Here is a 22,575-nt window from a genome sequence, read left to right on the forward strand (position 1 = left end):
AGTGAACAGCGACGCGCTGGCAGCCGACCAGACCGAGCATGCCGGCGAAACGATCGCCGTCGTCGCCGCCGGGGCCCTGCCCTGGCGGGTAAAGAAGGACAAGCTGGAGGTCCTGCTGATCCACCGGCCCCGCTACGACGACTGGTCCTGGCCCAAGGGAAAACTGGATCCGGGCGAAACGGTTCCCGAGTGCGCGGCGCGGGAGGTCTCCGAGGAAATCGGCCTGCGGGCGCCGCTGGGCATCCCCCTGCCGCCGATCCACTACCGGGTCAACGCCGGGCTGAAGGTGGTGCACTACTGGGCGGTCGACGTCGACGGCGCTCCCCTGCACCCGGACGGCAAGGAAGTGGACAGTGTCCTCTGGTGCGCGCCGGAGAAGGCCGCCCGCCTGCTCACCAATCCCTCCGACCGCGCCCCGCTGGACGCCCTGGTGGCAGCCCACGAGCGGCACGAGCTGGAGACCTGGCCCCTTGTGGTGATCCGACACGCCAAGGCCAAGCCCCGCTCCTCCTGGTCCAAGGCTGAGGGCGACCGTCCGCTGGCCGCCACCGGGACCCGCCAGGCCCAGGCCGTGGGCCGGCTGTTGCAGGCGTGGCGCCCTTCCCGGGTGGTCACCAGCCCGTGGCTGCGCTGCGTCGCCACCGTCGCGCCCTACGCCAAGGCCGTGGAGGCCAAGGTCAAGCTGCACGATTCGCTCACCGAACACCTGCACAGCCGCAGCCCGCACAAGACTGCCAACGTGGTGGAGGGCCTGTTCGACAAGGAACGGCCGGTGGCGCTGTGCACGCACCGCCCGGCGCTCCCCACCGTGTTCGCGCAGCTGGGCAAGCACATGAACTCCCGGCTCCGCGCCCTGCTGCCGGAGTCGGATCCGTATCTTGCGCCGGGCGAACTCGTGGTCTGCCACGTCTCGCGGGTCAAGGGCAAGGTCATCGCCGTGGAGCAGTTCCGCCCGTTCGACGACTAGGTCCTTGACCCCGGTTCCCCGCCCAGCTAGTTTGTATCAACTGCTTGATACAAACTAGGCGGATCATTGGGGGATCTTATGCCGGGCCTTCTGTACGTGCCATCGATGCTGGTGGTGGGGCTCTCGCTGGGCGCCATGGTGGTGTACATCGTGCTCCGTTGGGTGAGCCACGATCCCGCCACCGGAACGTCGGCCGCATCGCTGTCCAATCATGCGCTCTGGGTGGGGATCATCGGCTGGGTTGCCAGCTCGCTTCAGGGCGCGATGAACCTTGGCATCATCCCGGCCAATCCCTCGGCGGCGCCCTATCCCAGGGTTACAGAGGCCGTCGTTCTAGCCTTGGCCTGGCCGGTCCTGGGCTGCCTCGCGGTGCACGCCGTGGGCCAGCTCAGCTACCCCGGGCCCCAGCAGGCGCGACGGCGGACGGTGCTCTCCGTTCGGCGGATCCGGGATTTCCTGCCGCGCCGCCTGGCGCTGGTGACGGGCGGGATTTTCGTAGCGGCCGGCGCGTTGATCGCCGTCGTCGCGATGCTGCCGGGCTTCGACGCCGTCCCGGCCGTCACCGTGAACGACGGATCCGTCCCCCTGCTCTTGGGGGGCCGCGACGGGCGCATCCCCGGAGTGGAACTGGCCGCCTGGCTCGGCGCGGCCCTGGTGGTCCTGGCCGGCGGCACTGTGCTGGTGCTCCTTCTCATCGCCGGCCGCCGTCAGCTGGAGGCCCTCGACGCCGCGGACAATGCGACGCTGCGCAGCATCGCCATGAACCGCCTGCTCAGGACCGTCGCCACCATCGCCGCGGGCCTGGGCGTCATCGCGGGCAACTACGCGACACACCCGGATCCGGCCGCCGTTTCCACGGGGTGGGTCAATCCGGCCGGACTGGCCGGCATGGCGGTGTTGCTGGTGATGTTCTGCTGGCGGCCGCCCACGCTGGCGGCGTCGCTGCTCGGACCCGATAACCGTCCGGTTGAGGGGCTGCGATCCGGCCAGCATCCGGCGGCACGGCTGCTGTCCTCGCTGGGACCGCTCCACGCCGCTGCTGCCGGGTTGCCGCTGGTGGTGGGGGCATTCGTCCTCTCCGGTCCGGCTGCCGAAACCTTCGACCTAGGCTGGGCCGTCTTCGCCACCGTCGCCGCGGTTGCCTCATCGGCCGTCCTGGCCGCCGGGGAGCTGGTGCTCCGGCACAACTACGGCGACGCCGGAGTCCCCCGCAGCCAGCCACGCCGGACCGTCGGCCCGGCGATGCTGACCACGGCAGTCCTGGCGCTCGTCGCATTCCTGCTGGCCTTGGCAATCACGGCCATCGGTCAGAGTTCACTCGGCGGTGCGGCGGACTGGCTGCCCATCGCGGGGCTGGCGGCTGTCGGTGCGGCCGCCTCCCTGCCGGTCGCACTTCTCGCCCGGTTCCGGCGAAGCGTGCCCAACGGGCCGGACGCAGCGCTCCGGGCCGTCACCGTGCACCGGGCCGTGAGGACCCTGTCGTCGCTCCTCGCCGCGTTGACCGCCGCCTTGCTGATGACCCAAACCCCGGCATGGGCTGCGGTCTTCGCGCCGGCCGGGACCGGAGTGCCTTTCGGGTACTCCGTCGGTGAGTGGTGGCCCGCATCCCTGGCGGGAGGCGTCTTCGTTGCTGCCGCCATCGTCATCGCCATCGTGCCCGTCCGTCTTCCGCACCGAGGTTTCGTACGTCCCGCCCCACAGCCGGCCGCATGACCGCAGGACTTTCCATCGATCTCCGCTCGGCAGTTCCCCCGTTCGAACAAATCCGGGCGCAAATTGCGGCGTTGATCTCCGCCCGTGCACTCGAGCCGGGGGCACACCTCCCGACCGTGCGGCGGCTGGCGGCGGACCTGGGCATCGCCGCGGGTACCGTCGCCCGGGCGTACCGGGAATTGGAGCACGCCGGCCTGGTCGAGACGGGCCGCCGGAAGGGGACGACGGTGGCAACCTCACTGCCACCGGGGGCCAGCCCGGGAGGCGCCGGCGTCGAGGTGGAGCAGGCTGCCGACCGCCTCATCGCCGCTGCCCGTTCTGCCCATCTGGACGATGCGGCAGTCCTCGAGCTAATGCGGGGCCGGCTGTCCGGCACCTTCGACTAGGATTGACCGCCGGACACCGCCGCAGGATTCCGGTCAGTAGACTGGTGGGGTGAGCATCCCAACGCCCTACGAAGACCTGCTTCGCGACGTCCTGGAGCACGGCACCCACAAGTCCGACCGCACGGGGACCGGCACCAGCAGCGTCTTCGGCCGACAGCTGCGCTTCGACCTCGCCGACAGCTTCCCGCTGATCACCACCAAGCGGGTGCACTTCAAGTCGATCGCCGCCGAGCTGCTCTGGTTCCTTCGCGGCGACAGCAACGTGAAGTGGCTGCAGGAGCAGGGCGTCACCATCTGGAACGAATGGGCCGACGCCGACGGCGAGCTGGGCCCGGTTTATGGCGTGCAGTGGCGGTCCTGGCCCACGCCCGAGGGCGGCCACATCGACCAGATCGCCGAACTCATTGACAACCTCAAGAGCAACCCGGACTCCCGCCGGCACATCGTCTCCGCCTGGAACGTCTCGGAGCTGAAGAACATGGCGCTGCCGCCGTGCCACGCGTTCTTCCAGTTCTACGTGGCCGACGGCAAACTCTCCTGCCAGCTGTACCAGCGTTCGGCGGATCTCTTCCTCGGTGTCCCGTTCAACATCGCCTCCTACGCCCTGCTGACCCTGATGGTCGCCCAGCAGACCGGGCTGGAACCCGGTGAATTCGTCTGGACCGGCGGGGACGTGCACATCTACGACAACCACGTGGACCAGGTCCGCACCCAGCTGGAACGCGAACCGTACGAGTACCCGACGCTGAAGCTCACCCGAACCCCGGCGTCGATCTTCGACTACACCCTTGAGGACTTCGAGGTGGTCGGCTACCGGCACCACCCCACGATTAAGGCCCCGATTGCCGTATGAGCACCGATCCCCAGCAGGGCAACACGGCGGCCGCCCCCGCCGAGCCCGGCGGCTTTACCGACCAGCTGCACGGCAGCCTCACCGGCCTGGGCCTGGTCTGGGCACAGACCAGCACCGGAGTGATCGGCCAGGGCGGCACCATGCCGTGGGAGCTGCCCGAGGACATGCGGCACTTCAGCCGGCTCACCACCGGACACCCGGTCATCATGGGCCGGAAGACCTGGCAGTCCTTCCCGGCCAAATTCCGCCCCCTTCCCGGCCGGGCCAACATCGTCATCACCCGGCAGGACGGCTGGGGCGACACCCCCGAGGCGGAGGGCGCCCTGGCCGTGGCATCCCTCGATGAGGCGCTCCTGGAGTCCCAGTTCGCCCCCGGCCCGGAGATGGTCTGGGTGATTGGCGGCGGGGAGATCTACGCGCAGGCCCTGGACCTGGCCGACGTCGCCGTCGTCACCACCATCGACACCGCAGCCGAAGGCGACACCTTCGCCCCCGAGCTCGGCTACGAGTGGCGCGCGGAAACCAATTACCCGGCCGACGGCTGGCTGACCGCCGCCAACGGCACCCGCTACCGGATCACCCTCTGGCGCCGTACGGAGGCCAAATAATGCTGCGTAAACCCGAAACCCTGTTCGTCCTGGGCTACATGTTGCTGCCGCTGCTGGCGCTGCTGTCCGCGATCGTGGGACTGACCATGATCCTGGGCGGCAACAAGATTGCCGGGGCGATCGTGCTCGTGATTGTCACCCAGGTGTTCGCCTTCGGCGCCATGTTCGCGCTGCGGCGGCGCAAGAGCGCCCTGCTGGCCGACGACGGCGAGTAGCGGGCGCCTTCGCCCGGCGGACCCGGATGGGGAGAGCACCCCATCGCGGCCTGCCGGCAACCGGGTTAGATTGGGGCGGTCCGGTTCACGGGTCCCCTCGCTGAGGTGGACAGCGGCCGGGGGAATACGTGGGAGTGCGGCAGCGGCACAGTAGGCTGGTGCCCGACAAAGGGGGATGTACATCGTGGCAGGTAACGCGTGGGGCGCCGACGTCGCCCAGCTGCGCATGCTGGCGCAAAGCTTCGGACAGACCTCGGAGACGCTGCTGCAGCAGTCGACGGCCCTGACGGCGGCGATCAACAACAACACGTCGTGGAAGGGTGCGGACAGCGCGCGCTTCACCTCGGAGTGGAACGGCAGCCATCGCGCCCTGATCCAGCAGACCGCCCGGGCGCTCAAGCAGCAGTCCAAGCAGCTTCTGACGCAGGCAGACGAGCAGGAGAAGGCCAGTAACGCCAAGGCCGGGTCCGGCGGCGGCCCGCTGGGTCCGCTCGGCCACGGGTCCGGCCCTGGGGCGTGGGCTGTGGCCGGCGGCATCCTCGCCGGCGGCGCCGCGGGACTCAAGACGTTCATGGGAATCCAGAAGAATATCAAGATCCCGCTCACCTTGGCCAAGACCGTCGGGCAGTACGGCTGGGTATTGAAGAACCAGCGCGCCGAACTGGTGAACGCCCTCTTCACCAAGGGCAGGCACCGGCTCGGCGGCCCGGGCTTCGAGATCCGCAACCTCTGGCAGACCACAGCGGGCAACAAGACCCTTGAAGGGCTGCTCAAGGATTCTTCCAAGGCCAGCCGCACCCTCAACGTCATCGACAGGGCTTCGGACGCGGCGTCGCTGAAGAACCTCAACAACTTCGTCAAGCCGTTGGACAAGCTCGGCGGTTTCATCGCGGAGAAGCCCTGGCTCGGCAAGGGCACGAGCCTGGAGTGGCTCGGCAAGTCCGGCATCGCCCGCGGCCTGGGATGGGCAGGCGTCGGCTTCAACACGTATGACTCCGTCGCCAAGTTCGCCGACGGCGACATCAAGGGGGGTGCGGCAAGCGCCGGCAAAGCCCTTCTCGGCGTCGGCTGCTTCCTTCCCCCGCCCGCCGGCACCGTCTGCCAGGTGGCCAGCGTGGGGATCGCGGTCTACGAGAACTGGGACACGATCACCAGCGTGGGTAAGGACATCGGTGAGGGTGTGGTCAATGCCGTGAAGGACCCCGGCAAGTTTGTCAGCGACACCGCCAACAACGTCAAGAATGCAGGAAAGTCCGTGGCCAAGTTCTTCGGCTTTGGAGATTAGGAGACCTAGATGACCGTCCAGCACGAAACGACCCAGGAACCGCGCCTCGGCGTCGACGTCATCGGTTTCGGGGTGGGCGAACTCGCCTACCTCCTCAACGTTTTCGAGGGACCTTCCCGTGACCGTTCCGTCAGCGTCTTCCGCGCCGAGGAACTCGTCGAGGACTCCACGCTGAACACGGCCGGCGCATCCTCCCTGCTGGCCCGGGACCTGGCCGTCGTCTCTGACGACGACCAGGTCGGCGTCAAGGGCGTCGCCGCCGCCGTCGCAACGGCCATGGGCCATGCGACGCGCTGGACCGAGATGTCCCTCCTGACCGAGGACAGCATGGACAACGTGGTGCTTATCGAAGCACCGGAGGTAGCCCTCATGCTGCAGCCTCGCGCCCTGGGGACCTGGTTTGCGTTCGCGCAGGATCCCACCATCGGCTCCGCGGAGGCCATCCTGCGGGTGCTCCGCCAGCACGTCGAGGAACACCCGGGCGGCACGGCCTACCTGGTCTTCAAGACGTTGCAGGAGGAGAAGCACCTGCTGGTCCGCCGCGACGGCAGCGACTGGGCCACCGGCGTTCCGGACTTCGCCACCGACGAGGTTGCAGAGAGCGCCCCGCTGGACGACGCCGGGCTGCTGGCCGGCATTGAGGAGTCCCGTGGCGAGGCGTAGCCGGGATGTCCCGCAGGAACCGGGATACACGCCGTCGCCTGCGCCGAAGGAACCCGTGAGGCACCGCCTTGCCGAAAATGGTGAGATCGTCGCCTATACCGACGAGGAATACGGGGTCCGCAAGGACGACGGCCTCGGCGTCATCAAGCCCGTGAACTCCTCCGGTGGGCTGTTGTTCCTGTCCCTGCTGATGACGGCGCTGTTCGGGCTGATGCTTTACGCGGTTGTCCAGATGGCCCTGACGGACCAGTGGCACATCATGGGCGAGATCTGGTGGATGTACGTATTGGTGCTGTTTCCGCTCTTTGCCGGCTGGGCCGGCTTCATCAAGGAACGCAAGGCCGAGAAGCTCCGCAAGGCCCGTGACCTGCCCCGGCCGGCCGAATAGTCGGTTACGCCGCAACCGTCCGGCTGTGGCGTAACCGACTGCGGCTCCGGCGGCGTGAAGTCTAAACTGGCCCAATGACTACAGCAGCTTCCCCGACCGTCGGACTGGTCGGATGGCGCGGCATGGTCGGCTCCGTCCTGATGCAGCGCATGCAGGACGAGGGCGACTTCGCCGCCATCAACCCGGTCTTCTTCTCCACCTCCAACGCCGGCGGCGCCGCCCCGGACATCGCCGGCCCAGCATCCGGCGCTGCCGGAAAGCTGGAGGACGCCTACGACGTCGAGACCCTCGCGAAGCTGCCGATCATCGTCACCGCCCAGGGTGGTGAATACACCAAGCAGGTCCACGGCGAACTGCGCAGCCGCGGCTGGGACGGCCTCTGGATCGACGCCGCCTCCACCCTGCGGATGAGCGAGGACTCGATCATCGTCCTGGACCCGATCAACCGCGACGTCATCGACGCCGGCCTGGACGGCGGGGTCAAGGACTTCATCGGCGGAAACTGCACCGTCTCCTGCATGCTCATGGGCCTGGGCGGGCTGTTCACCAACGGCCTGGTCGAATGGGGAACCTCCATGACCTACCAGGCGGCCTCCGGTGGCGGCGCCCGGCACATGCGCGAACTGCTCAGCCAATTCGGCACGCTCAACGCCGAGGTCAGCACGGAACTGGACGACCCGGCGTCGGCCATCCTCGAGATCGACCGCAAGGTCCTGGCCCACCAGCGCACCGACATCGACGCCACCCAGTTCGGCGTGCCGCTGGCAGGCTCGCTGATCCCGTGGATCGACGCGGACCTGGGCAACGGCCAGTCCAAGGAGGAGTGGAAGGCCGGCGTAGAGACCAACAAGATCCTCGGCACCTCCGCCGCGGACCGGGTGATCATGGACGGCCTCTGTGTCCGGATCGGCGCCATGCGCTCCCACTCGCAGGCCCTGACGCTGAAGCTCCGCGAGGATCTCTCCGTCGCCGAGATCGAGAAGCTGCTGGACGCGGACAACGAGTGGGCCACTGTGGTGCCCAACACCAAGGAAGCGTCCATGGCTGATCTGACCCCCGTGGCGGCGTCCGGCACGCTGAACATCCCGGTGGGACGGATCCGCAAGCTGGAGATGGGCCCCGAGTACATCAGCGCCTTTACCGTGGGTGACCAGCTTCTCTGGGGCGCGGCCGAACCGTTGCGCCGCATGCTCAAGATCGCCACCGGCACCCTCTGACGCCCGGGGCTAAGGCCCGAGGAACCGCCGGTACTCCGCGGCCCGCAGCTCGAACGATTGTCGGGCGGCGGGCCGCAGTCCGTCCCGGGTCTCGAAGGGTTCGGCGACGACGTCGACGCCTTGGTTCCGGCCGCGACTCGCCGTGGCGCTCCACGTCCCGACCACCTGCCCACCGGCGACGATTGTCTTCTTGAAGACACCGTTGCCGCCGGGAACGATCTTGTCAGCATGGTCGGCCGGGAGGACGACGGACCGGTCCGTATAGCCGAGGACGAACTCGTCGAACCCCGGCAGGGCCAGCACGGAGCGGCCGCCGGGCACACCCTCGGCCAGCAGCGCCGCGGTTTCCGGGGCCAGCCAGTACCGGTTTCCCTCGAACTCCAGTTCCGCCAGTTGGTCCCTAATCTGCGCCAGCGCAGCGCGGGCCTCGGTGAGCGGAATCCCGGACCACCAGGCGAAATCCCGTTCCGTGGCCGGGCCGTGGCTGCGCAGGTAGCGCAGCAGCCATTCGGCCGTCCCCTCCGCCCGGTCCAGGGTCCGCGACACCGTGATCCAGTCATCGAAGGCGACCACCAGCTGCTGGTTGCCCGCAAGCGGCCCCAGGACCAGCAGGCGCAGCTGGCAGAGGGCCGCGAGCAGGTGGATGCCGCGCTGCCCCGCCGGAGACTGGCCCGCCTGGTCAAACGCCTCGAACAGCTCCGCCCGGCTGATCGCGGCACGCCCGGCCACCCGCTGCAGCGCGGCGTCCGCGGCGGCGTCGATGTCCGCGCTGGTGATCTCCAGTTGCCGGTGCCGTGCGCCCAGGCTCCGGAGCAGCCGGCCGGAGGTGATCTGCAGGATCCAGCCCAGGTCCTCGGGAGCGAGCAGGTGAAGAGTGCCGCGCATCGGCCAGGACCGGACCACCTCGCCGCGGTCCAGGGCGCCGCGCGCGTCGGACAGCGCAGCCCCGGGGACCCGTACGCCCACGGCCCAGAGCGCGGCCGGCAGGTCCTGGGCCTGCATCGCCGTCATGGTCCGCACCGCCTCAGGAACCGAAGCGAAACCCGCCCCGACCAGTCCCTGCGACACGAGCCGGAGCCGCCCCAGTAAAGGACGGGTCAGGCGCGGACCGGTGCGTTCCATGGCCCCATCCTAGGGCCGCCCCCCCGTCCGCCCGCGGGAACATGCGGAACCCCCGGAGCCCTCCCAGCGTCCGCCCAGCCGGAGTCCTTAAACTGGATCAATGACATTGGGAGACGTGTGGCCCCGGCTGCGGCCGCTGTGCCGGAGGCTGGCCCTGCTGGGCTGGGCCGCCAGCGCGGTGGGCATGGCCGCGGGACTCGCCGTCGCCATCGCCAGCGGCACCCGCCTCTCCCCCCTGATGACGACGTTCCAGACCGTCTCCGTGGCCGCCATGGCCATCGCCGTCGTGAGCTTCGCGACCGCCGCCACCCTGCAGCCCCGCCGGACCCCCAGGGAGCAGGAGCGCCGGGACCTGGAGCTGGACCCGGGCGCCGCGTTCCCCGCCACGGTGCAGAGCCTGCTGCTGGGGTCCCTGGCCCTGCTGGCCGGAGCGGTGGCGTTCGCCTGCGCCGGGCTGATGCTGCGCAGCGGCCCGAGCGTGCAGTCCGTGGCCTTCTGCCAGGTGTTTCTCCTGGGCGCGGCCGCCTCCGGCTTCACGTTCATGCTCTTCACCAAGGTGGTCCCGCGGCGGGGACGAAACTAGTCCGCTGCTGACGTGGCCCGGCCCCTCCCGTAGGCTGGTCCGATGACTGTGGGGAGTTTACTTGGCGGGGTGGGACGCGTCCGCCTCTTGTGGCTGTCGCTGGCCACCCTTGCCGTCGCAGCAGGAACCGCCGCGACGGCGGGAGCCCTGGGCCAGGAGGCGAGCGGACGCGACCCGGAGCCCTATCTCATCTGGGGAATCCTGGGGTTGGCCGGCGGGTACGCCTCGCTCTCGGCCGGAGGCCGGGCGGTCGCTGCGGCGCCTGGGAAGGTTAGGCTGCTGCGCGGCTGGCGTGAGAATCCCCGTTCGGTCCACGTGCTGGTGGTGCTGACCGCCCTGGGCACGGCGGCATCCATCGCCGCCATGGTGCTGGGCTTGAACCATGTTTTCGGCGGGATACGGGCCAGCACACTCTCCGCGTCCGTCTATTACCCCACCATGGCGCTGGCGTGCTGGGCGCACGCGCTGGCGGCGTCGGCCCTGAAGACCCGCGCCCGGCGGGAAGACCCCGCCCCGGTTCCTTTGCGCTAGAGGTCGACGCCGATCAGCAGCGGTTCGGGATGCAACTCGATGCCGAACCGGTCTGCGACGCCGTTGCGCACCTCGCGGGCGATGGCCAGCACATCATCGGTGCTGGCGCCGCCGCGGTTGGTGATGGCGAGGGTGTGCTTCGTGGACAGGGATGCCCGGCCGCCGGACACGCTGTCCGGTTCAAGGCCAAAGCCCTTGCCGAAGCCGGCCCGGTCGATCAGCCAGGCCGCGGAAAGCTTGACCATGCCTTCGGCGCCCGCGGGGAACCGGGGCGCGTCGGCCGGCAGCCGGTCTGCGGTCTCGGCCGGCACGATCGGGTTGGTGAAGAATGAACCGGTGGAGTAGGTATCGCGGTCCCCGGCGTCCCAGACCATGCCCTTGGAGGCCCGCAGCCGCAACACCTCGCGGCGGACATCGTTGGAGTAGGCCCGCTGGCCGACCTCGACGCCGAGGGCCCGGGCCAGCTCTGCGTAGCGGATGGGGGCGCTCATGCGTCCCAACGGAAGCTGGAATTCGACCGTGAGGACCACGTAGCGGGGCGAACCCTCGACGGTGGTTTGCTTCAGGATCGAGTCGCGGTAGCCGAACTTCAGTTCGGAATTGGTGAAGGTCTGCACGGCGTTCCGCTGCCGGTCCCAGGTGCGGACCGCGGCGATGGTCTGGGACACGTCAGCCCCGTAGGCGCCGACGTTCTGGACCGGGGTGCCGCCGGTGGCGCCGGGGATGCCGGAGAGCGCCTCGATGCCGGACCAGGCGTGCCTGACGGCGTGTTCCACCAGGGCGTCCCAGTTGTGACCGGCCTGGACCACGACGGCGACGCCGCCGCAGAAGTCCTCGGCGTTGACGGTGAACCCCTCCGAGGCGATCTTCACCACCGTGCCGGCGAACCCGCCGTCGGCAACCAGGAGGTTCGAGCCGCCGCCGAGGATCAGCACCTGCTCCCCCGCGGCGTCGGCGGTGCGGACGGCGTCGATGATCTCCGCCTCGGTCCGGGCCTCCACATAGCGGGCGGCGGGACCGCCGACGCCGGCGGTGGTCAGGGAGGAAAGCAGAGTCTGGGTCACCCCTCCAGCCTAGCCGCGTTCGGCGGCCCCTCCGAAAGCCGGGGCGCCCGCCCGGGAGATGCGAGTTGGGGCTCGGTCCTGCGCGTGGCCGGCGGCCAGGGTCAGGCGGCCTTCCGCGCCACCGGGGAGAGCAGGAAACTGACCACCAGCATCACCATCACGGCCAGCAGGGAGTGCAGGATTCCCACGTGCTCGGCCAACAGTCCCAGCAGCGGCGGTCCGCAGAGGAACGCGCCGTAGCCGATGGTGGACACCACGGACACCCGGGCCGCGGCGCGCACGGGATCGTCGGCCGCGGCCGACATCCCCACCGGGAAGCCCAGGGACGCCCCGAGTCCCCAGAACGCGAGGGCCACGTAGGCCAGCCACGGCACCGGGGCGAAGACGAACAGGGCGAGGCCGGCGACGGCCAGCGCGGCGCACCATCGCATCACCGGGACCCGGCCAAAGCGGTCCAGCGCCACGGTTCCGGCGAACCGGCCCACGGTCATGAAGGTGACAAACAAGCCGTACCCGGCGGCCCCGGCGGCCTGTGTCTGGCCGTGGCCGTCGGCCAGCGCCAGCGCCACCCAGTCCCCCGCGGCCCCCTCGGCGAGGGCCAGGCCGAGGACCAGCACACCCAGCAGCAGGGTCCTGCGGTCGCGCCAGGCCTGCGCGATCTGGCGCTTGTTGTCCAGGGGCGCGGCCGCGTCCTGGGTGGCCTGGCTGATCACGGGGATGGGCCCGGTGGACGGGTCCTCAAAGTTATCGGGGCCGGCGGGGGTGAAGGGTTCGTCGGCGGTCACAGGGGTGACGTCGGCGCGGAACCAGGTTGCGGCCGTGGCCACCGACCCGGCGACGACGGCGCCTACGGCGGCCAGGTGCCAGGCGACCGGGATCCCGGCGCCGGCGGCCCACGCTCCGGCGCCGGCCCCCGCGACCGTTCCGAGGCTGAAGGCGCCGTGCAGGCGCGGCATGATGTGCCGGCGCACAGCCCGCTCGACGGCGGCCCCCTCGACGTTGGAGGCGGTGTTCCAGCTGGCGGTGCCCAGGCCCACCACCACCAGCCCGGCCGCGACCGCGACCGGGCTGACCAGGACGGAGGTGCCGATGCCGGCGATCACCAGCCCGATGCCCACCATGATGCTGCCGATCCGGATGGTCTGCTTGGACCCGAAGTGCAGCACGATCAGCCCGGACGCGGACACGGAGACGAAGGACCCCAGCGTCATGCAGAGCAGGAGCAGGCCCACGGTGCCGGGAGTCAGGTCCAGCCCGTCACGGATGGCGGGGATTCGGGACACCCAGCTGGCGAAGGCGACGCCGCTGAAGGCGTACGCCGCGACGACTGCGTTGCGCCACCGGGTGATCTCGGTGGCCTGCGGGGTTCCGACCGTCACGGCAGCGCCATCGGGTCAGGCCACCTTGACGACGGCCTGGGCCTTCATCAGGACCTTCTGGCCGCCCGCGACGACGTTGAGGTCCACGCGTGCGGTGCCCGCCTCGGCGTCGAGCGCGCCGATGACGGCAGCGACCTCGATCACGGCGCCGGCGTCGGGCGTTCCGGTGGTGTCCGCGACGGGGACGGGCTTGCTGAAGCGGGTCTGGAAGTCCACGACGGCGGCGGGGTCGCCGGCCCAGTCGGTGACGAGCTGGACGGCCGCGCCCATGGTGAACATGCCGTGCGCGATCACGCCGGGCAGGCCGACACCGGTGGCGAAGGCCTCGTTCCAGTGGATGGGGTTGAAGTCTCCGGAGGCGCCGGCGTACTTGACCAGGTCCGTGCGGGTGACCTCGATGGTGCGGCTGCCCAGGTCCTGGCCGACCGTGAGTTCTGTGAAAGTGGGGGTCATGGTTACTGTCCCTCTCCGCGGACCAGGATGGACGAGGTGGTGGTGGCGACCGGGACGCGCTGCTCGGAATCCGCCCCGGCCACGTCACCGGTGACGGCGAAGATTTCGGCGCGGGTGGTGATCATGGCCCCTCCGCCCATGGCGCGGACGCCGTCGACGTGCAGTTCGGCGACCAGCCGGTCCCCTGCCGTGATGGGGCGGTGGTGGACGAAGCGCTGGTCCGCGTGGACCACGCGGGAAAAGTCGATGCCGGAGGCCGGGTCCGCGATCAGCTGGGCGTCGGCGCGCTGGGCGACGATGATGGCGAAGGTGGGCGGTGCCACCAGGTCCGCGTGGCCCAGCGACCGTGCGGCCTCGACGTCGAAGTGGGCGGGGTGGGTGGCCTTGACGGCACGCGCGAATTCGCGGATCTTTTCCCGGCCGACGTCGTACACCTCTGCGGCAGGGTAGCTGCGGCCCTGCAGGTCCGGATTAATAGTCATGAGTCCAGCCTAGCGGCCGCTACCGCTGGAGTTTTTTGCGGATCGCCTGGCCGCGGACCACCATGCCGGCGATGTGCAGGATGAGGCCGGCGCCGATCACGCCGAGGGCGGTGAAGGACAGCGCCTGGTTACCGGTGGAGTTGCCGATCAGGGTGAGGATGATGCCGGCGGCGATCAGTCCCATGGCTCCGAAGACGAGCACCTTGTAGCGGGTCGGCGCGGTGGCCCAGAATTCGTTCAGCACCCTGCCATTCTACGGGGCCGGACCGGGCGGCCCGCCCCGGTTTGGAGGCCCCGGTTTGGAGGCTCCGGCTCAGAAGAGCGACTCCTGGACCGCCGGCACGTCGGAGTGGTGCTCCCCGGTTTCCAGCAGGCGTCCCTTCAGGTCTCCGAGGTTGACGACGAACTCCGGCCCGTTGTCCATCAGGCCGGCGAGGGCGATCCCGCCGCTCAGGGACCGGATGGTGAAGCCGTGGGCGTCGGCGGCGAGGGGGTGCGGGTACGGGTGCCGGGGGCTGTGGCCGCAGGCCAGGTCCGCCAGCGCAGGCCGGGTCCAGGGTTCGTCCACCACTTCGTACCCGTCGCCGCCGGCCACACTCAGCAGCGCCCTGGCCCGTTGAGCTTCCTCGGCGTTGCGGGCATCGATCTCGGCCGCGGGGCGCGGGTCGGCCAGGCCGGCGGCTTTGGCGGCGGACCGGATCTGTTGGGGCAGGCCGGCGTCCCGGGTGACCAGGTCCTCGAGCAGCCGAACGATCCGGCCGTCGTCGGCCCGGGCAATGTACCGTGCCGCCACTGCGCCCTGTTCGGCGAGCCGGTGCCATTTCCGGAGCGCGGAGGCCGTGCCCACCTTGGTGGCGCCGTGGGCGAAGGAGGCGACGTAGAGCCAGTGCGGCTGCATCAGGTAGGCCCGCAGGCCGGGCGGGACGCGGCCGCCGCGGTGGAAGTCGTGGATCAGGCGGGAATCGTCCGCCGCGAAGCAGGGGCCGCACTGGTTTCCGCGCTCGGCGTGAGCGTTCCGTGGGCAGGGGATGTGGTCCCGCTCGGCCGGGCCGTGCACCCTGTGGTGGCCCAGGCAGTGTTTGCCGGGGACGGAGATCCGGAACCCGAGCCGGGTTCCGGCGTCGAGCTCCACGTCCCGGAAGCCGCCCGCGGCGTCCTGGACGCGCAGGGCGGCGCGGGGATTCTCCGGTTGATCCCAAAAGACCCCGTGAACCAGCTCGTTGGCATGGATCACGGGGTCTCCTGACGGGTCGGGCGCGGCTACAGGGCCGGCTGCACCCCAAAGGCTACCGCGAGCTTCATGATCTTCTCGGCGCGGCCCAGGCGCGGCAGGTCGGAACCGTCGCGGATGACGCGGCCGTTGGCCTCGAAGTCGGCCATGAAGTCCGTGGCCCAGGCGACGTCTGAGGGCGTCGGGCTGATGACCTCGTTGATGACGTGGGTCTGGTCGATGGCCAGGCACAGCTTGCCGGTCATGCCCATCATCACGGTGATGCCGGTCTGCTCGCGCAGGATCGGGTGGTTGGTGCCCACCGTGGGGCCGTCGATGGGGCCGGGCAGGTTGCCGACGCGGCTGGCGACGACGAGCTTGGCGCGCGGGTAGGCCATGGCCTCCGGGGTGGCGGCCATGCCGGTGTCGCGGCGGAAGTCACCGGAGCCAAAAGCGAGGCGGAACGCGCCTTGGGCCTTGGCGATGTGGTTGGCTTCCTCGATGCCGACGGCGGACTCAACCAGCGGGATGACGGGGGTCTTGCCGTCCATGCGGTGGAAGCTCTCGGTGACCTGGTCCGCGGACTCGGTCTTGGCCAGCATCACGCCGAGCAGTCCGGGGGTGCCGCGGAGGCCGGCGAGGTCGTCGGCCCAGAACGGGCTGGTGGCGTCGTTGATCCGGACCCAGGCGTTGCCGCCCGCGGTCAGCCAGTCGACGACGTGCTGCCGGGCCTGGTCCTTCTGGGAGGGGTCCACCGCGTCTTCGATGTCCAGGATGATCGCGTCGGCGCGGGACTCCGAGGATTCGGTGAACAGCTCCGGCTTCATGGCGTTGACCAGCAGCCAGGAGCGGGCGATCTCGGCCGGGACATTGCGTTGGGGCCGGACAATCCCGGCGGTGGTCGTAGAGGTCATGCCTCTACGCTAGCCGCCCGGAACGTCCGGCCGCCAAGTAATACCCCGGTTCCGGGCGACCATTACGACCAAAATCACGTTCCCGCCGCCCACGGGCCGTCAGATGGGGCTTGTAAGAGCCTCGCCTGCCGGCCCGTGGGATGGGTTAGGGGATGTTGCTGCCGCGGGCGGTGATCCAGAGCCGGTACCACTCGGGCCGGGTCATGGCCGCGGCCACGTCCGCCGCACCGGCGCAGGCGCGGATCCGCTCCGGGTTCGCGCTGCCGATCACCGGAGAGATGCCGGCCGGATGCTTCATCAGCCAACCGAGCACCACGGCTTCGCCGGTGGTGCCCTTCTCCGCCGCCATCGCGGCGACGAGGTCCGCCGTCGCGCGTGCGGCGGCATCCCCACCGCCCGCCGCACCGGTATACCGGCCCTGAGCCAGCGCCCCGTAGGCCTGCAGCCCGATGCCACGGCGGACGCAGTGCTCCACGGTGCCGTGCGGAAAGCTGTAGTCCGTCCCGTCGGCGTGGTTCACCAGGACCGTGCTCTCCAGCCAGGCCCGGGCCCCGAGACTCATCTCCAACTGGTTGGCCACGACGGGTGCCTCCAGCCGGTCCTGCAGCAGCTCGATCTGCGCCGCGGACATGTTGGACACGCCGACCGAGCGGACCTTGCCCTCGGCCATGAGGCGGCCGACGGCGGAGGCCACCTCGGCCGGATCCAGAAGGGGATCCGGCCGGTGCAGCATCAGCACGTCCACGTAGTCCGTCTTGAGCCGGGCCAGGCTGCCGTTGACCCGTTCCCGGATCGCCTCGCCGCTTAGGTCGTAGTAGGCGTCGAGTCCGTTCTCACCCAGCCGGATCCCGCACTTGGTCTGCAGCCGGATCCGCTCGCGCAAACCCGGCGTCCGTGCCAGCACCTCGCCGAACACCGCCTCGGCCTTGCCGCCGCGATAGATGTCGGCATGGTCGAACAGGGTGATGCCGGCCTCCAGGGCGGCATCAACCGCGGCCGCCGCCTGATCGACGTCGGCAGAGGTGTACGGCTCCGCCGACCAACTGCCGCCCAGACCCATGCAGCCATAAATCAGTTCCTGGACGGGGTTCAGTTCCTTGACGGGGGGCACTTCTTCGGCACTCACCGCAGCCAGACGGTGGTGTTGCCGGGCAGCCGGCCGCCGTCGAGGGGTCCGCTGCTGATCAGGACCTCACCGGCGGGCAGGTCGACGGCGTCGGAGCCGAAGTTCGTCACCGACTGCCAGCCGTCGTGCCGGCGGAAGTGCAGGACACCCGCGTCGCTGTTCTCCACCCATTCCAGTTCCTCGGAGGCCTGCAACTCACGGCGGAGCTTGAGGGCCTTGCGGTAGAACTCCAGGGTCGAGCCCTCTTGGCCGTCCTGGGCGGCGACGGCGTAGCGGCCGAACCATTCGGGCTGGGGCAGGTGGGCACGTCCGGCGCCGAAGCCGAAGGAGCTGCCCTCGGTTTCCCAGGGCAGCGGGACACGGCAGCCGTCGCGGCCGATCTCGACGCCCTTGTTGCGGAAGAACGTGGGGTCCTGACGCTCGGAGTCCGGGATTTCGCCGACTTCCTGGAGGCCCAGTTCCTCGCCCTGGTACAGGTAGGCAGAGCCGGGCAGCGCCAGCATCAGCAGAGTGGCGGCCCGGGCGCGGCGCAGGCCGAGTTCGATATCGAGTTCCTCGGCGGGGGCGCCGGCGAGGAGCCACCCCTTGCCGTCCTGGCCCTTGGCGTGCTTGCCGCCGCCCTGCGGGAGGCCGTAGCGGGTGGCGTGCCGGACGACGTCGTGGTTGGAGAACACCCACGTAGACGAGGCACCGGACTCGGTGGCCTCGGCGAGGTTACGGGTGATGATCTCGCGGAACTCGTCGGCGTCGAAGTCGGCCTGCAGCAGGTCGAAGTTGAACGCTTGGCCCAGGCCCTGCGGGCTAGCGTAACGGGCGCGGCGGCTCGCGTGGACCCAGGCTTCGGCGACGGCGGTGCGCGGCGGGTTGTATTCGTTGAAGACCTCGCGCCACTCGACGTAGATCTCGTGCACCTCGTCGCGGTCCCAGAACGGGTGCGAGCCGTCGATGAAGCCGTCGGTGCCGGTGTTGGCCTCGCTGAGTTCCAGCTTGGAGAGCAGCGGCTCGGTCAGGTCCTTGGTCAGGGCGTGGGCGACGTCGACGCGGAAGCCGTCCACGCCGCGGTCGGACCAGAAGCGCAGGGTCTTCAGGAAGTCATCCCGGATCTCGCGGTTGGACCAGTTCAGGTCCGGCTGTTCCTTGGCGAAGATGTGCATGTACCACTGGCCGGGCGTGCCGTCGGGCTCGGTGATGCGCTCCCAGGCGGGGCCGCCGAAGACGGATTCCCAGTCCGAGGGCGGGATCTCGCCGTTCTCGCCCTTGCCATCGCGGAAGATGTAACGCTCGCGGGCATCCGAGCCGCGCGGGGAGGCAAGGGCCTCCTTGAACCATTCGTGCCGGTTGGACGAGTGGTTCGGGACGATGTCGGCGATCAGCTTGATCCCGGCGGCGTGCAGCGCGGCGGACATCTCGTCGAAGTCGGCGAGGTTACCCAGCTTGGGATCGACGTCGCGGTAGTCGTCGACGTCGTAGCCGCCGTCGGCGAGGGCGGACGGGTAGAACGGGGAGAGCCAGACGGCGTCAATGCCGAGGGCCTTCAGGTACGGGACCTTGGCGGTGATGCCCTTGATGTCACCGATGCCGTCGCCATTGGAGTCGGAGAAGCTGCGCGGGTAGATCTGGTAGACGGACGCCTGGCGCCACCAGTTCGGGTCGGCGGCGGCGTCGGATCCGGACAGGGTGGCCAGCGTGGCGGTGTTCGACAAGTGAAGTCCTTTTGAGAGCCGGGTCTGATACTTTGGACAGCATAATTTAGATAGAAACTAAATCTATTACCGCTCAATTATGGGTGCCGCGTTACAGGGAGGTCAAGATTCCGCAGCCGCACGCCGCCGGTACGCCGCAGTCCCTCCGCCGGGTCAACGCCCAGGCGGTGCTCGCCGCCGTCCGGACCACGGAGGTGGCCACCGGCACCGGGCTGATGGCAGCCACCGGACTCACCCGTGCCACCGTGATCGCCGTGTGTGAGGACCTCGTCCGGAGCGGCTGGCTAAGGGAGCTGGACACCCCGGCCCGCGAAGGCGCCTCCCCCTCCGCCGCCGCCGGCAAACCGCGCAAGGGCCGGCCCGCGCGGCGCTTTGAGCTGAATGCCCGCGCCGGCGTCGTCCTCGGCGTCGACATCGGCGCGGGGACCACGACGGCGGCCGTCGCGGACCTGCGCGGCACCGTCCTCGGCCGGGCCAGTGCGGCCTTCCGGGCCACGGACATCCCGGCGGAGGAGCGCGTCAGCGTGGTGGACCGGGCCTGCCTGGACGCACTCCGGGAGGCCGGCCAGACCCCGGAGAAGGTGCTGGCGGTGACGGCCGGCATCGCCGCCCCGATCGACCGGGAGGGTGCCGTCCTCGCCGCCCAGCACTTCTGGACCCTGTTCGACGTCGGGCTCCGCTCCGCCCTCCACGAACGGCACGGCTGGCCGGTGCGGCTTGAGAACGACGCCAATCTCGCGGCCCTGGGCGAACGCTGGCGCGGAACCGGCGCCGGGGTGGCAGACCTGGTGGTGCTGCTGGCCAGTGAACGCCTCGGCGCGGGGGTGCTGGAATCGGGCCGGCTGCTGCATGGCCGGGCGGGCGGTGCCGGGGAGATGGGATTCCTCTCCCTCGTGGAGGGCGTGGGCTCCAGCGCGGGCATCGCGAGCCTGGCCAGGACGTGGCAGGCGGAGGCCGGGGGTCCCACCGGCGGCGGTCAGGCAGGCTCCCGGCGGGTCTTCGCCGACGCCGCGGCCGGGGACGCTGCCGCGCTGGAGATCCTCGACCGCCTCGCCGAGCGGATGGCCCGGGTGATCGCCGCGATCGCGAGCTTCATCAACCCCGAGCAGGTGGTGATCGGGGGCGCCGTCGCCGATTCCGCGGGCGCGCTGCTGCCCGGCATTAACGCCGCCCTGCCGGCCCTGACCGCCACTCCCCCGCGCGTCACCGTGTCAACGCTCGGGGATGCGATCGTGACGGTCGGCGCCGTCCGGCACGCCTTGGATTACGTCGAGGCGAACGCCTTGGACCTGCAGCTGAGGCCGTAGCGGCCGCAGCTACTCCGGCATGGTCATGGTGCGCAGGTCCAGCTGCCGCAGCACCCGGTCCGCCACCTCGGGGTCCATGTCGGGTTCATTCCGGGCAGCCACGACTTCCTGGCGGGCCGCGTCCAGGGCGATAGTCTGAACCGCGATCGCCAGCTCCCGGCCGCGCTTGCGTTTGTCGCCCAGGCTTTCGTTGCGCAGGCTGCCGTCGAGCAGCTCGGCGTGCAGACGGTTCATCTTCTCCTTGACCAGCGCCACCTTCTCCGGGGGCAGCTCCTTCATCAGCTGGTGGTCCTTCAGGGCGGCGACGGCGGCCTGCTGGGCGCGGGCTGCCAGCAGGCGGGCGGCATCCCGCTCCACGGACCCGTCCTCCGAGGCCTTCAGCACCCGCATCAGCCAGGGCAGGGTCAGCCCGGGAAGCACCAGCGTGGCCAGCAGCACGGCGCAGGCGATCACCAGCAGCTCGCTGCGGGCAGGGAACGGTGAGCCGTCCTCCAGGGTCAGCGGCAGCGCGAGGGCCAGGGCCAGGGTGGCCAGGCCGCGCATGCCGCACCAGGTAAGGATCAGCACTTCCTTGGCGGAGGTGGGCCGGAGCGTGTTCTTGCTGCTGCGGGCCAGCCCGGACATCAGGGCCAGCCAGCCAAAGCGGACGGCGAAGACCAGGACGCAGATCACCGCCGCCGTCCCGGCCATGCCGAGGACCGCAGAGCCCTCATCATGGATAACCTGACGGATCTCCAGGCCAACCAGCCCGAACGCCAGGCCCGTGACCAGCAGTTCCACCACGTCCCAGAATGCGGTCCGGGTGATGCGTTCGGCGGCGTCCTGCGGCCGTGAGTGCCGTTGCACCTCAAGGGCGGTGACGACGACGGCGATGACGCCCGAGGCGTGGAGCTCCTCGGCGAGGATGTAAGCGGCGAACGGGACCACCAGGGTGACGGCGCTCCGGGCCACCATGGACTGCACCAGCCGGGTGACAAGGCCGGTGAGCCAGCCCATGGCGATCCCGACGCCCACGGCCAGGGCCGCGCCGAGCGCAAACTGGAGGACGACGTCGGGCCCCAGCTTGGTGCCCGAAACGGAGGCGGCGACGGCGGCCTGGAAGATGACGATAGCCGCCGCGTCGTTGAACAGGCCCTCGCTTTGCAGCACGGTGATCAGCCGGCGGGGCATGTGGACCCGGCCCGCGATGGAATCCACGGCCACGGGGTCCGGGGGTGCCACCATGGCCCCCAGTGCGATGGCAGCGGGGATGCCGATGCTCGGAATCATCAGCCAAGCGGCACCGGCCACGACGGCGGTGGAGACCACCACCAAGGCGACGGCGAGCATGAGCAGGGTGCGCCAGCGGACCCGGAACACGGCCCAGGAGCTTCGCTGCGCGGTGGCGAAGAGCAGCGGCGGGAGGAAGACCGGAAGGATCAACTCCGGGGTGATGTCCACCTCCGGGAAGCCGGGGATGAAGGTCAGCGCCACGGCCAGGATCAGCATCAGCACCGGATAGGGCAACCGGAGCCGGTCCCCCAGACCCACGGCCACGACGGTGGCCAGCAGTAGTCCAATAATGAGGGCCAAAAGATCCATGTGCTCACTTTCCCCGGGGTGATTGCTTCCGGGCCCGTCGGCGCAATTGCCATTGCGGCGCGGCCGGGAGCCCCTACCACCCTACCCGGGGGCGCGCCTGCGCCCCCGGGTCCGGGGATTGGGAGGGCTTAGAGGAGGGACTGCAGGGCGTCCGCCACCGGAGCCGAACCGTCACGGAATTCGATGGTGTGTCCCGCGGTCTTCGGCTCGGCCAGTACGGCGGCCGCGACCAGCGCGACGTTGGCGCGGGCGGTGCCGGTGCCGTCGGAGGTGTCGGCCGGGTTGGCTTCGATCAGGCCGTTGCCTTCGCCGTCGGTCAGTGAACCCGGGCCCAGGATGGTCCAGTCCAGGCCACTCTGGCGCAGGTGGGCGTCCGCCGCCGCCTTGGCCTCGGCGTAGGCGTGGAAGCTGTTGTCCTCCGGCACGCCGTGGTCCGGCCCGGCGCCGAGGTAGGAGACCATGACGTAGCGGCGCACGCCCGCCTGGTCTGCGGCGTCCATGGAGCGGATGGCCGCGTCACGGTCGACGGCGTAGGTGCGTTCCGGGCTTCCGCCGCCGGCTCCGGCGGACCAGACGACGGCGTCGTGGCCGTCCAGCGCCGCGGCGATCTCCGCCGTCGTCGAGTTTTCCACGTCCAGCACCAGGGGGGTGGCGCCGGTGGCGGCGACGTCGTCCCGGTGTTCGGGGTTGCGGATGACCGAGGTCACCTGGGACCCGTCCTGGGTGAGGATGCTGGAGAGTTTCAAGGCCACTTTGCCGTGGCCGCCGATGATCGCAATTTTCGTCATCGTCCCATTCTGTCCCACCCCGCCGACCATCGCACCC

The 22,575-nt window shown here is 70.1% G+C and carries 25 protein-coding genes; 13 read left to right on the forward strand and 12 right to left on the reverse strand.

What is annotated here, in order from left to right:
* The first annotated feature begins 1 nt into the window (after position 1).
* The 10 genes from QWJ39_RS01720 (at position 2) to asd (ending at position 8,295) form a co-directional block, all read left to right on the forward strand.
* A complete protein-coding gene (locus QWJ39_RS01720) occupies positions 2-967 on the forward strand; it encodes an NUDIX hydrolase (RefSeq protein ID WP_290255965.1) in 966 nt (321 codons plus the stop codon).
* A gap of 78 nt (positions 968-1,045) precedes the next feature.
* Positions 1,046-2,680 (forward strand): hypothetical protein, encoded by a 1,635-nt coding sequence (locus tag QWJ39_RS01725; RefSeq protein WP_290255966.1) that lies wholly within the window; start codon positions 1,046-1,048, stop codon positions 2,678-2,680.
* Positions 2,677-3,066 (forward strand): GntR family transcriptional regulator, encoded by a 390-nt coding sequence (locus tag QWJ39_RS01730; protein WP_290255967.1) that lies wholly within the window; start codon positions 2,677-2,679, stop codon positions 3,064-3,066. The genes QWJ39_RS01725 and QWJ39_RS01730 overlap by 4 nt, the downstream gene beginning before the upstream one ends.
* A gap of 49 nt (positions 3,067-3,115) precedes the next feature.
* Positions 3,116-3,919, forward strand: a complete 804-nt coding sequence (locus tag QWJ39_RS01735; protein WP_290255968.1) for a thymidylate synthase — start codon at positions 3,116-3,118, stop codon at positions 3,917-3,919.
* Positions 3,916-4,527 (forward strand): dihydrofolate reductase, encoded by a 612-nt coding sequence (locus QWJ39_RS01740; RefSeq protein ID WP_290255969.1) that lies wholly within the window; start codon positions 3,916-3,918, stop codon positions 4,525-4,527. The genes QWJ39_RS01735 and QWJ39_RS01740 overlap by 4 nt, the downstream gene beginning before the upstream one ends.
* Positions 4,527-4,742 (forward strand): NF038396 family protein, encoded by a 216-nt coding sequence (locus QWJ39_RS01745; protein ID WP_290255970.1) that lies wholly within the window; start codon positions 4,527-4,529, stop codon positions 4,740-4,742. The genes QWJ39_RS01740 and QWJ39_RS01745 overlap by 1 nt, the downstream gene beginning before the upstream one ends.
* Positions 4,743-4,926: 184 nt before the next feature.
* A complete protein-coding gene (locus QWJ39_RS01750) occupies positions 4,927-6,027 on the forward strand; it encodes a WXG100 family type VII secretion target (RefSeq protein WP_290255971.1) in 1,101 nt (366 codons plus the stop codon).
* A 9-nt stretch (positions 6,028-6,036) separates the two neighbouring features.
* Positions 6,037-6,690, forward strand: coding sequence for a hypothetical protein (locus QWJ39_RS01755; RefSeq protein WP_290255972.1), 654 nt, complete (start codon positions 6,037-6,039; stop codon positions 6,688-6,690).
* A gap of 55 nt (positions 6,691-6,745) precedes the next feature.
* On the forward strand, positions 6,746-7,078 hold the full coding sequence (locus QWJ39_RS01760; protein WP_290255973.1) for a hypothetical protein: 333 nt from the start codon (positions 6,746-6,748) through the stop codon (positions 7,076-7,078).
* A gap of 74 nt (positions 7,079-7,152) precedes the next feature.
* The gene (gene asd, locus QWJ39_RS01765) at positions 7,153-8,295 is read left to right on the forward strand and encodes an aspartate-semialdehyde dehydrogenase (RefSeq protein WP_290255974.1); all 1,143 of its coding nucleotides are present in this window, start codon (positions 7,153-7,155) and stop codon (positions 8,293-8,295) included.
* A 9-nt stretch (positions 8,296-8,304) separates the two neighbouring features.
* Here the strand turns inward: asd and QWJ39_RS01770 are convergent, their stop codons facing one another.
* Positions 8,305-9,417 carry a winged helix DNA-binding domain-containing protein gene (locus QWJ39_RS01770; RefSeq protein ID WP_290255975.1) on the reverse strand — a complete coding sequence of 371 codons (1,113 nt, stop codon included), beginning with the start codon at positions 9,415-9,417 and terminating at the stop codon, positions 8,305-8,307.
* 100 nt (positions 9,418-9,517) lie between these two features.
* Here QWJ39_RS01770 and QWJ39_RS01775 point away from each other — a divergent pair, with 100 nt between their 5' ends.
* Both QWJ39_RS01775 and QWJ39_RS01780 read left to right on the forward strand, forming a co-directional pair.
* On the forward strand, positions 9,518-10,000 hold the full coding sequence (locus QWJ39_RS01775; protein WP_290255976.1) for a hypothetical protein: 483 nt from the start codon (positions 9,518-9,520) through the stop codon (positions 9,998-10,000).
* A gap of 69 nt (positions 10,001-10,069) precedes the next feature.
* Positions 10,070-10,531 (forward strand): hypothetical protein, encoded by a 462-nt coding sequence (locus QWJ39_RS01780; RefSeq protein ID WP_290255977.1) that lies wholly within the window; start codon positions 10,070-10,072, stop codon positions 10,529-10,531.
* Here the strand turns inward: QWJ39_RS01780 and QWJ39_RS01785 are convergent.
* The 9 genes from QWJ39_RS01785 to QWJ39_RS01825 all read right to left on the reverse strand — a co-directional run bounded on the left by QWJ39_RS01785 (position 10,528) and on the right by QWJ39_RS01825 (position 18,862).
* A complete protein-coding gene (locus tag QWJ39_RS01785) occupies positions 10,528-11,595 on the reverse strand; it encodes a UDP-N-acetylmuramate dehydrogenase (RefSeq protein WP_290255978.1) in 1,068 nt (355 codons plus the stop codon). The genes QWJ39_RS01780 and QWJ39_RS01785 overlap by 4 nt on opposite strands.
* Before the next feature lie 101 nt (positions 11,596-11,696).
* Positions 11,697-12,974 carry an MFS transporter gene (locus QWJ39_RS01790; RefSeq protein WP_290255979.1) on the reverse strand — a complete coding sequence of 426 codons (1,278 nt, stop codon included), beginning with the start codon at positions 12,972-12,974 and terminating at the stop codon, positions 11,697-11,699.
* Positions 12,975-12,989: 15 nt separating this feature from the next.
* On the reverse strand, positions 12,990-13,427 hold the full coding sequence (locus tag QWJ39_RS01795; protein ID WP_290255980.1) for a MaoC family dehydratase: 438 nt from the start codon (positions 13,425-13,427) through the stop codon (positions 12,990-12,992).
* Positions 13,428-13,429: 2 nt separating this feature from the next.
* Positions 13,430-13,909: a MaoC family dehydratase N-terminal domain-containing protein gene (locus tag QWJ39_RS01800; protein ID WP_290255981.1), complete on the reverse strand. Its 480-nt coding sequence runs from the start codon at positions 13,907-13,909 to the stop codon at positions 13,430-13,432.
* Positions 13,910-13,928: 19 nt separating this feature from the next.
* Positions 13,929-14,153, reverse strand: a complete 225-nt coding sequence (locus QWJ39_RS01805; protein WP_290255982.1) for a DUF3188 domain-containing protein — start codon at positions 14,151-14,153, stop codon at positions 13,929-13,931.
* A 69-nt stretch (positions 14,154-14,222) separates the two neighbouring features.
* Positions 14,223-15,077, reverse strand: a complete 855-nt coding sequence (locus tag QWJ39_RS01810) for a DUF2797 domain-containing protein (protein WP_290256476.1) — start codon at positions 15,075-15,077, stop codon at positions 14,223-14,225.
* A 92-nt stretch (positions 15,078-15,169) separates the two neighbouring features.
* The gene (locus QWJ39_RS01815) at positions 15,170-16,033 is read right to left on the reverse strand and encodes a CoA ester lyase (RefSeq protein WP_290255983.1); all 864 of its coding nucleotides are present in this window, start codon (positions 16,031-16,033) and stop codon (positions 15,170-15,172) included.
* A 145-nt stretch (positions 16,034-16,178) separates the two neighbouring features.
* The gene (locus QWJ39_RS01820) at positions 16,179-17,144 is read right to left on the reverse strand and encodes an aldo/keto reductase (RefSeq protein ID WP_290255984.1); all 966 of its coding nucleotides are present in this window, start codon (positions 17,142-17,144) and stop codon (positions 16,179-16,181) included.
* Positions 17,145-17,155: 11 nt separating this feature from the next.
* Entirely contained in the window at positions 17,156-18,862 is a 1,707-nt protein-coding gene (locus QWJ39_RS01825) for a glycoside hydrolase family 13 protein (RefSeq protein WP_290255985.1), read from the reverse strand.
* An 83-nt stretch (positions 18,863-18,945) separates the two neighbouring features.
* Here QWJ39_RS01825 and QWJ39_RS01830 point away from each other — a divergent pair, with 83 nt between their 5' ends.
* A complete protein-coding gene (locus QWJ39_RS01830) occupies positions 18,946-20,169 on the forward strand; it encodes an ROK family protein (protein ID WP_290255986.1) in 1,224 nt (407 codons plus the stop codon).
* Positions 20,170-20,178: 9 nt separating this feature from the next.
* Here the strand turns inward: QWJ39_RS01830 and QWJ39_RS01835 are convergent, their stop codons facing one another.
* The gene (locus QWJ39_RS01835) at positions 20,179-21,750 is read right to left on the reverse strand and encodes a Na+/H+ antiporter (protein WP_290255987.1); all 1,572 of its coding nucleotides are present in this window, start codon (positions 21,748-21,750) and stop codon (positions 20,179-20,181) included.
* Between the two features lie 128 nt (positions 21,751-21,878).
* Complete coding sequence (locus QWJ39_RS01840) at positions 21,879-22,538, reverse strand: NAD(P)H-binding protein (RefSeq protein WP_290255988.1); 660 nt, start codon at positions 22,536-22,538, stop codon at positions 21,879-21,881.
* Positions 22,539-22,575 lie beyond the last annotated feature (37 nt).

It is taken from the genome of Arthrobacter sp. YD4 (genome assembly GCF_030410515.1).
Taxonomy (GTDB): Bacteria; Actinomycetota; Actinomycetes; order Actinomycetales; family Micrococcaceae; genus Arthrobacter.

Bases quoted from the DNA above. Each gene is read 5' to 3' on its own strand.
- QWJ39_RS01725 (WP_290255966.1), top strand. From the start codon at position 1,046: ATGCCGGGCCTTCTGTACGTGCCATCGATGCTGGTGGTGGGGCTCTCG.
- QWJ39_RS01815 (WP_290255983.1), bottom strand. From the start codon at position 16,033: ATGACCTCTACGACCACCGCCGGGATTGTCCGGCCCCAACGCAATGTC.
- QWJ39_RS01770 (WP_290255975.1), bottom strand. From the start codon at position 9,417: ATGGAACGCACCGGTCCGCGCCTGACCCGTCCTTTACTGGGGCGGCTC.
- asd (WP_290255974.1), top strand. From the start codon at position 7,153: ATGACTACAGCAGCTTCCCCGACCGTCGGACTGGTCGGATGGCGCGGC.
- QWJ39_RS01835 (WP_290255987.1), bottom strand. From the start codon at position 21,750: ATGGATCTTTTGGCCCTCATTATTGGACTACTGCTGGCCACCGTCGTG.
- QWJ39_RS01730 (WP_290255967.1), top strand. From the start codon at position 2,677: ATGACCGCAGGACTTTCCATCGATCTCCGCTCGGCAGTTCCCCCGTTC.
- QWJ39_RS01800 (WP_290255981.1), bottom strand. From the start codon at position 13,909: ATGACTATTAATCCGGACCTGCAGGGCCGCAGCTACCCTGCCGCAGAG.
- QWJ39_RS01745 (WP_290255970.1), top strand. From the start codon at position 4,527: ATGCTGCGTAAACCCGAAACCCTGTTCGTCCTGGGCTACATGTTGCTG.
- QWJ39_RS01775 (WP_290255976.1), top strand. From the start codon at position 9,518: ATGACATTGGGAGACGTGTGGCCCCGGCTGCGGCCGCTGTGCCGGAGG.
- QWJ39_RS01755 (WP_290255972.1), top strand. From the start codon at position 6,037: ATGACCGTCCAGCACGAAACGACCCAGGAACCGCGCCTCGGCGTCGAC.
- QWJ39_RS01740 (WP_290255969.1), top strand. From the start codon at position 3,916: ATGAGCACCGATCCCCAGCAGGGCAACACGGCGGCCGCCCCCGCCGAG.
- QWJ39_RS01795 (WP_290255980.1), bottom strand. From the start codon at position 13,427: ATGACCCCCACTTTCACAGAACTCACGGTCGGCCAGGACCTGGGCAGC.
- QWJ39_RS01840 (WP_290255988.1), bottom strand. From the start codon at position 22,538: ATGACGAAAATTGCGATCATCGGCGGCCACGGCAAAGTGGCCTTGAAA.